The sequence below is a fragment of the Nitratidesulfovibrio oxamicus genome, from assembly GCF_015731765.1.
Taxonomy (GTDB): domain Bacteria; phylum Desulfobacterota; class Desulfovibrionia; order Desulfovibrionales; family Desulfovibrionaceae; genus Cupidesulfovibrio; species Cupidesulfovibrio oxamicus.
The window spans coordinates 1-508 of the sequence record NZ_VRYY01000803.1; the positions used below are offsets into that span (position 1 = coordinate 1).

The following is a 508-nucleotide window of genomic DNA, read 5'->3' on the forward strand; positions in this document are numbered from 1 at the left end:
CCGCCCGCGCCCGTCCCCCCGCGCCGCCGCCCGCCCCCCTGCGCGCCAACGTCCATCTGACCCTGCTGGGCCTGCTGCTGCTGGCCCTGTGGCACGGGGTGCGCATGGGCTGGTGGTGGGATCTGCACCTGCCCCTGCCCGACCTGGACCCCGACGTGTGGCGCGATGCCGGGGCCATGGACGTCTACTACACCGTCGCGCGCGGGCAATGGTACCGCGTGGTCACGGCCCTGACCCTGCATGCCGACAGTCCGCACCTGTTCGGCAACATCCTGTTCGGCAGCTTCTTTCTGATTCCCCTGTGCCGCCGCGTGGGCAGCGGCCCCGGCTGGCTGCTGACCATCATGGCGGGTGCGGGCGGCAACGTGCTGAATGCCCTGGCGCGCCCGGCATCGCACGTCAGCCTGGGCTTTTCCACGGCGCTGTTCGGCGCGGTGGGGGTGCTGTCCGGGCTGCTGGCGGTGGAGGGCGGCTGGAGCGGCTGGCGGCGCATGGTGGTGCCGCTGGC

General features: G+C 73.2%; 1 protein-coding gene. It reads left to right on the forward strand.

Annotated features, from left to right (window positions below; translation table 11 throughout):
- A partial coding sequence (locus FVW20_RS18695; protein WP_196610744.1) for a rhomboid family intramembrane serine protease occupies window positions 1-508 on the forward strand: 508 nt, incomplete at both ends.